This is a genomic window from Vibrio sp. 10N.222.52.B12 (assembly GCF_002875385.1).
Lineage (GTDB): Bacteria > Pseudomonadota > Gammaproteobacteria > Enterobacterales > Vibrionaceae > Vibrio > Vibrio jasicida.
This window is the reverse complement of sequence record NZ_MDAW01000130.1, coordinates 22,242-28,570: the sequence shown is the minus strand read 5'-3', so window position 1 is coordinate 28,570 and position 6,329 is coordinate 22,242. Positions and strand designations below refer to the sequence as shown.

Here is a 6,329-nt window from a genome sequence, read left to right as displayed (position 1 = left end):
CTTAAACCGATCTCAGGTTAGATAACAACCCACTCAAGGTGGAACCCGCAACCTTAAAAGACCTAAAAATCCAAGAAACAATTAGCCGCGGTGAAACGGCTTATCAACGCTAAATCTGTTGAATATCGAAACACAAAATCGTCTCGTATGAGGCGGTTTTGTTGTCTTTAGCGGTTTTACATCTCGGTTAGCTCGTAATCTACCCAAGATAATCCGGCTCTTTCTTACCTAACTTAATATTTTAGCTAGACTTATTAGGATAAAACCAAGGCTAGGAAAGACACATGACAAAAATCGCATCATGGATGATGGGAGCACTGCTTTTTCTATTCAGTTATTTAACTCAAGCAAGCGATCCTTTTCCTCTTTCTCCACCAAATCTTTCAACGCCACTACACGCGTTAACAAGTTTCAATGGCTTAGTTGCTGAAGCTAATAACGAACTCAACCGCATACTAGAAGACACAAAATACAAAACAGAGCCCAATAGACAGAAGGTGTATGCACTGTTTGATAAAGCGACTCAAGTCTTCGACTTAAGTGATGTGCCCGATTCTAGCCAAAATAGAGTGGCGCTCGAGTCCGTAATGCTAATGAAAGAAATCCTCGACCGAGTGCCACCCATTGAGCTTTCCAAAATTCCAAATAGCAATACGCTGACACAATGGAGAGTTCCTGAAACCAGTTTAGAGTTAGTGAAGCAGGCCGATGGTCAATATCGATTTTCTAAGCAAACGGTGAAAGGCTTGTATCGCGACTACCTTTTAGTCAAACATTTGCCGACTCATTCCGAAGCTTCTCTCGATTACTTTAAATACTACTCGCTGAGTGCAGGGCGTTTAATTCCACCAAGCTGGTTTTATCTTATTGAAGCCTTACCGAGCGCGTTTATGGTCGAATATTGGAATCAAGCCCTATGGCAATGGCTGGGGTTAACCATATCCATCGCAGGAATGGGCATCGTTCTCCTTCTCCTGTTCCACAATATTAATACGCCTGTAATAAGATCAATTCTCGCAGTGTTGACCTTGAGTGGTTTTCTGTACCTTGCTGACTATCAACTGAATTTAACTGGCGTCTTAATGTCGACGTTGAATATAGTTATCGAACTCATATGCTGGCTCTTACTTAGCCAAGTGGCGTACCTGATTATCTATCAAGCTTGCCGGCTATTAATGAAGAAACAACGCTCGAACTCAACATTACGTCATAGCCTCGCACAAATTATTGGTACTCTCTTCGGCTCAATGGCAGCGATCGCTTGCCTCGGCTACGGTTTAAATCGATTGGGAGTACCGGTATACGGAATCGTGACAGGGCTGAGCCTCGGTGGAATGGCCATTGCACTCGCTATTCGCCCAACGATGGAGAACTTAATTGGTGGCGTAATTCTGTTCTTGGATAAGTCTTTATCGGTTGGGGACTACTGCCAAATCGGTAATCAATCAGGCGTTATAGAGCAAATAGGAGTACGTTCAACTCGTCTCAGAGCAAAAGATAGAACCCAAATCACGATCACTAATGGGGACTTAATTAAACATGAAATCATCAACTTCAGCCGTCGTGACCGTTACCCGTTCAAGGCAACCATTGGATTACGTTATGAGACCGATATGTCTCAACTCCAAACCATCACGAAGAAGATAGCGGACTTGCTCCAAGAACACACAGACGTTTTAGATTCCCCTATTAGAGTACACTTTGATACCTTCAATGCCTACAGTTTGGATATTAAGATTCTTGCCCATTTGAATACAACGAATCGAGAGACATTTCTCAATTTACAGCAAGCGCTACTAATATCGATTAACCAAATTGTTGAAGCGGAAGGCGCGAAGTTCGCTTACCCTTCCAATACCACTTACCTGACCGCAGATTCTTTACAGCCAGCAGTTGCCACACAAGTTCAAGCGATAAGTCAAAACGCATAACGAGAAAACCGCCTCGTTTAAGGCGGTTTCTACAAGACTAGAAAGTGGTTTTAAGTGCGGCTTTAACCGCCTGATTCAATTTGCCCAAGACCAACTCAAATACCCAACGAATGAACGGATAGGTGAACTTAATTGCTATCTGTGCACCTTTCCCCGCAAACACCAACATGTGGCCTAGCAACCCCTTTACACGCTCAGCAAACTCACCAGAAAGTTCTGAAATTTTGACCATAGAACGAGCAATAGCATCATAAATAGTCGCCACAGCCGCACCTAAACTTTGCGCACCAAATACAAATGACGCAAATCCACCATCTACTAGTAACGTTAATATTGAAGCGGATATTCTATCAGCCCAAAAGTCGTTCGCTCTCGCTTCAAGTCGATTGTTATAGTTTAAGATGACTCTTTCAAAAGCATTCGCAACCTTTTGAGAGTAGATTTTTTCCCAACTTTGGAAATCCGTCAATTTCGCATAACAATCAATATAGTGAGCAGAAGGAATCAAGCCTTGCTGCCTGCTAGCTAGATATTCCATCCCATTGTAAGGAGCATGATAGAAAGGCCACACCGGAACTTTCGGTACAGGATCCGCCCCATTAACACATCGAAAAATACTGTCCACGCGTTGAGTTGCATTAATAGAAAAGTTTTTCCCGCCGACTCTAGGAGCACCAAATGTATAAAGGTGAACTTTTGCGCTAATTTCTGAGGATGATTTCAGCCAGTTCGCAGCCAACGTAGCTAGAGCACCACCAAGGCTATGCCCTACACAATGGATATTTAAAACTTCGCTTGACTGGCTCCTTTTTAGAAATACCTTAATCTCAGGGATCATAGAGTTTAAGGTTCCTTGGAATCCATTGTGCACTAGTTCCCCAGATTGTGTGCCTTTTGCATTTGCAGTCGCATTGGTTAAGCCATCGGCAAGTGTTTTAGTTCCTCTAAAAGAAAAGACAATGTCTCTTTTATAAACCTCACTCACTCCTCGCCCCGCTATTAGAAAACCAGAGGAAGGACGGTAGAAAAAGCCTCCTGACGTTCCAGATATAACGTTATTAACATCAAACGTAAAATGAACCTTGGTGCTATTTTGTAGAGAAATACTTTTTCTTTTTAACCTTGCCTGATATGCAGCACTTGCAATATCTGATGCAATAACAGGAGATAACTTACTCATCTTAAACCTCTGGCGTGAAATTATTCGTTCTTTTAACTAACTGCTCGTTTGTGTACCCATCTAATCCCTCCCAACGACAAACTGAAGTTAAAGGTAGATATATGCGCTCTCCGCTTTGAGGATCTCTCAGTTCATAATTGAGCTCCTCTTGCTTTAATTCACAGTTAAGGGATAACAATAATTGAGATACCAGAGGGATAGGCTTCGCATACTTGGTAGCATTCCAAAGATTAATATCCTTGCCTTCAGAGTTGGTATATATTTCCTGAGCGATGACGAAGTTCTGCCCGAAGACATCCTTAGGCGCTCTTGAACGAACTCGAAACTCAGGGAAATAAAACTCCCCTTTTGAGTCAGTGACTGCTTCATCGGATATTTTCTCTCCGTCTTTGTAACCCTCGTAGAATAAATCTCGATAAACCGTCAACCCCGCCTGCGGAACGCCATCAAGCTTGATAACACCACGAACTTCTGGAGACATTTCCACATCGTATTTTTTGAACGGCCAAAACATTGCACTTGCTCCTACCGAAAATAGAGCTAGGGCCAACATAAGAGAGATTCTTTTAGCCATAGTCTTTCTCATCCATTGATTAATTTTTGGATGATATGGAAAAAGAAGACAGAGTGAGAGGAGTTAATAAACGGAAGGCAATTTGTGGGAAGCAATTCGAAGTATCATGTAATTAAGAAATTTATTTTTATTATTTCTTAAACACTTGTGCCAATTATCTCTCTACATTGATGATTGGACTTGCTGTAAAAGCCAACGTCGAAATCGTGCTGTAGGCTCACTTTTGGTATTAATGATCAGGTAGTATCCTGCGTTAGCATCCACTGGTTCAAATGGCGAGACTAAACAACCACTTTCAAGTTCATCTTCCACCAGCGCCATACGTGCCATTGCTATCCCCACTCCAGCTTCGGCGGCAGACATTGCCATATCCGTACGATTAAAGAAGTGCCCTACCTCTGTTTTGAAATCGAACCCCATGCTTGATGCCCAGTAGAGCCATTCATAGTCACGCGGAGCCTTATCCCATGGCATAGCATCGTGCAGTAACGTCGCGTCTCTCCATTGTTCTGGCGACGCTTTAAGAGTTTTTAGCCACCCATGATCCTCAAGGTATTTTGGGCTCATCACCGGTAGAAGTTGCTCATTGAGAATCCGCTCTGCGCTTTTATCTCGATAGGGATGAGAACCATAGTCTATCGCAACGTCATAGTCCTTTAGCTCACTATTCACTAGGGCTCCCTCTGCAAAAATCTGCACTTGGAGATCGGGGTTTTCTAGATGAAAGCTTTCAAGGCGCGGAACTAACCATTTAAACGCAAAAGAAGGCGTCAGCTTGAGGCGAATTTCATTGTGAGGCTTTTCAATTTGCAACTCTTTAAGTGTCTTTCCTAGTTCTGAGAAGTGGAATTGTGAGGATTGATACAGCTGTAATCCTTTAGGCGTAAGTCGAATTCCGCGCGAGTGGCGTTCAAACAAAGTAAAACCAAGCTGTTCTTCTAACTGAATGACTTGCTGGCTGATCGCCCCTGTCGTTAAGTGCAATGCCTTTGCAGCACTGGTAAAGCTGCTGTGTTCCGCCACTTGGCTGAATAACCACAATCCGCTAACGACACTGCTTTTCATCTTTGAGCCTATAGTTTTTCTAAACACTGAATGTAATTTATATCGATTGTTAACAAAAGGTAAAGAAGAGAAACTGCGCAACATCGAAAATGTGTGGAGCGCATCAATGGAAGTCATCGTAATAGGCAGTGGTGTTATCGGCTTAACCTCGGCGTGGTATTTATCTCAGGCAGGCTATCAGGTGACAGTGATCGATCGCCAACCAAGTAGTGCGATGGAAACCAGCTTCGCTAACGCCGGACAAATCTCTTATGGTTACTCTTCACCATGGGCTGCGCCGGGGATTCCACTCAAAGCCATAAAGTGGCTCACTGAAGAACATGCACCACTCAAAATAAAACTGTCTCTCAGCCCGGAGCTTATCCGCTGGGCAACGCAAATGATGTCGAACTGCACTTTATCCCGTTATCAAATTAACAAAGCCCGAATGCTCTCTATCGCCAATCATAGCCGTGCGTGTCTGGAGCAGTTGCGCCGTGATCATGCGATTGAATACCAAGGTCGCCAGTTAGGCACCTTGCAAGTGTTTCGCTCTCAACAACAGCTCGATGCCATAGAGAAAGACCTTGAGTTGTTAGAGCAAAGCGGTACACGTTTTCAGTTAATGGATGTCGAACAGTGCATTAAACAAGAGCCAGGGTTGGCATTAGTAAAAGAAAAATTGGTCGGTGGATTATATCTACCTGATGACGAAACAGGCGATTGTTTTCAATTCTGCCAGCAGTTAACAGAGCTAGCAAAAGCTCATGGTGTAAGGTTTGAATTCAATACAGAGGTGAGTAATTGGGTTACCGTAGGCAAAAAGATCATGGGTGTCCAAACGGACCGTGGTTTGTTTAAAGCAGACCAGTTTGTCCTTGCCTCTGGCAGCTATTCAACAGCGTTACTCAAACAGCTTGAGATCGACATTCCTGTTTACCCCGTCAAAGGATATTCACTGACGGTACCAATTGAATGTGAGCAATTTTCGCCTCGTTCTACCGTCATGGATGAAACCTATAAGGTCGCAATGACGCGCTTTGATGACCGTATTCGTGTCGCAGGAACCGCGGAGCTAGCAGGCTTTGATCCTTCGTTACCGCAAAAACGCAAAAATACGATTGAAATGGTGATTCGAGATCTGTTTCCGCAAAGCGCCGATTTCACTCAAGCCGAGTTTTGGAGTGGATTTCGCCCTATGACACCCGATGGTACGCCCATTATAGGGACAACACCTTACGAGAATTTGTTTACAAACACAGGGCATGGCACGCTCGGTTGGACTATGGCTTGTGGCTCAGCTCAGATACTAACAGACGTCATCATGAACACCGTTCCCAAAGTGACAAATCACTCAGAATTGAACCTGAGTCGTTACGCCTAAACACCTGCAAACCATTTCAAACAGTGCATTACTCCACAAGTTGAATAGCATTCAGAAGATATAACTATCATCTCTCGCGGAACATTTTCATGACAATGTTCTGCATATTCAATCAATTCATTGTTATTTCCAATAAAAACCACACAGATACATAACAAGAACCAATTTTTAACAATATTTAACCGTTCTGTGCCCACCATCACGCTACAAGGGATT

At 43.4% G+C, this 6,329-nt stretch carries 5 protein-coding genes; 2 read left to right on the top strand and 3 right to left on the bottom strand.

Features of this window, described 5'->3' with window-relative positions:
• Positions 1–284 precede the first annotated feature (284 nt).
• Positions 285–1,931: a mechanosensitive ion channel family protein gene (locus tag BCT11_RS17655; protein ID WP_102388864.1), complete on the top strand. Its 1,647-nt coding sequence runs from the start codon at positions 285–287 to the stop codon at positions 1,929–1,931.
• 37 nt (positions 1,932–1,968) lie between these two features.
• Here the strand turns inward: BCT11_RS17655 and BCT11_RS17650 are convergent, their stop codons facing one another.
• The 3 genes from BCT11_RS17650 to BCT11_RS17640 all read right to left on the bottom strand — a co-directional run bounded on the left by BCT11_RS17650 (position 1,969) and on the right by BCT11_RS17640 (position 4,750).
• On the bottom strand, positions 1,969–3,111 hold the full coding sequence (locus tag BCT11_RS17650) for a lipase family protein (RefSeq protein WP_102388863.1): 1,143 nt from the start codon (positions 3,109–3,111) through the stop codon (positions 1,969–1,971).
• Position 3,112: 1 nt separating this feature from the next.
• Positions 3,113–3,685: a DUF6795 domain-containing protein gene (locus tag BCT11_RS17645; protein ID WP_102388862.1), complete on the bottom strand. Its 573-nt coding sequence runs from the start codon at positions 3,683–3,685 to the stop codon at positions 3,113–3,115.
• Between the two features lie 162 nt (positions 3,686–3,847).
• Positions 3,848–4,750, bottom strand: coding sequence for a LysR substrate-binding domain-containing protein (locus BCT11_RS17640; protein WP_102388861.1), 903 nt, complete (start codon positions 4,748–4,750; stop codon positions 3,848–3,850).
• Between the two features lie 106 nt (positions 4,751–4,856).
• Here BCT11_RS17640 and BCT11_RS17635 point away from each other — a divergent pair, with 106 nt between their 5' ends.
• A complete protein-coding gene (locus BCT11_RS17635) occupies positions 4,857–6,113 on the top strand; it encodes a D-amino acid dehydrogenase (protein ID WP_102388865.1) in 1,257 nt (418 codons plus the stop codon).
• Positions 6,114–6,329: the final 216 nt, after the last annotated feature.

Excerpts from the sequence above, each read along its gene's own strand:
- BCT11_RS17655 (WP_102388864.1), top strand. The coding sequence starts at position 285 with ATGACAAAAATCGCATCATGGATGATGGGAGCACTGCTTTTTCTATTC.
- BCT11_RS17650 (WP_102388863.1), bottom strand. The coding sequence starts at position 3,111 with ATGAGTAAGTTATCTCCTGTTATTGCATCAGATATTGCAAGTGCTGCA.
- BCT11_RS17645 (WP_102388862.1), bottom strand. The coding sequence starts at position 3,685 with ATGGCTAAAAGAATCTCTCTTATGTTGGCCCTAGCTCTATTTTCGGTA.
- BCT11_RS17640 (WP_102388861.1), bottom strand. The coding sequence starts at position 4,750 with ATGAAAAGCAGTGTCGTTAGCGGATTGTGGTTATTCAGCCAAGTGGCG.
- BCT11_RS17635 (WP_102388865.1), top strand. The coding sequence starts at position 4,857 with ATGGAAGTCATCGTAATAGGCAGTGGTGTTATCGGCTTAACCTCGGCG.